This is a genomic window from Bartonella sp. MR168JLCBS, assembly GCF_042194175.1.
The window spans coordinates 1-256 of the sequence record NZ_JBHIMP010000565.1; the positions used below are offsets into that span (position 1 = coordinate 1).

The following is a 256-nucleotide window of genomic DNA, read 5'->3' on the forward strand; positions in this document are numbered from 1 at the left end:
TTTTGCCTCTCATCAATGGCTTAATGATCCACAATAACTGTGAAAATGCTGATTTTAATCTTTTCGACAAAATGCTTAGTCATATGGAAGAACAATTCGCAGAACTCTTTGCTGCGGTTGACTGGATAAGTCTTGGAGGTGGAATCCATTTTACGGCTGAAAATTATCCTCTAGAAACTTTTGCAGAACGCCTAAAACACTTTTCAAAAACCTATGGAGTCACCATTTTTCTAGAACCAGGAGAAGCTGCTATTAC

Annotated in this window: 1 pseudogene; it reads left to right on the forward strand. The window is 37.9% G+C overall.

The window, feature by feature from the left end:
- Positions 1-256 (forward strand): annotated as a pseudogene (locus tag ACFIK8_RS12695) (carboxynorspermidine decarboxylase); the annotation flags it as partial.